Below are 368 nucleotides of genomic sequence, written 5' to 3' on the forward strand. Positions count from 1 at the left end.
GAAGAGGGTGCGACGGTGAGTCTCACCACGCCAAACGGTTTGATTGAAGGCACGATTGAAAACGGCAGCTTTACTGCGCCGCTAGATCCAGCATTAACCAATGGCGAAACCATCAGTGCAACCTTAACCGATGCTGCCAACAATACGTCAGACGCAGGCACTGCTAGAGCCACTGACTCAACTGCTCCTGAGGCGCCAGTAGTTGACATCAATACTGATGGCACAATCGTCACCGGCACCGCTGAGCCAGGTTCTAGGGTTACCATCTTAGATGAGAACAATGCGATCATAGGTCGCGCGGCCGCTAATGCCGATACAGGCGCTTATGAGGTAGTGCTTGAGACGCCGCTTACCAATGGTGAGGTGAT

The 368-nt window shown here is 53.3% G+C and carries 1 protein-coding gene; it reads left to right on the plus strand.

The window, feature by feature from the left end:
• Positions 1 to 368, plus strand: a 368-nt coding sequence (locus tag Q0895_RS13415; protein WP_299189791.1) for an Ig-like domain-containing protein, incomplete at both ends; no start/stop codon positions are given.

This window comes from uncultured Psychrobacter sp. (assembly GCF_947495825.1).
In the GTDB taxonomy this organism is placed as follows: Bacteria; Pseudomonadota; Gammaproteobacteria; order Pseudomonadales; family Moraxellaceae; genus Psychrobacter.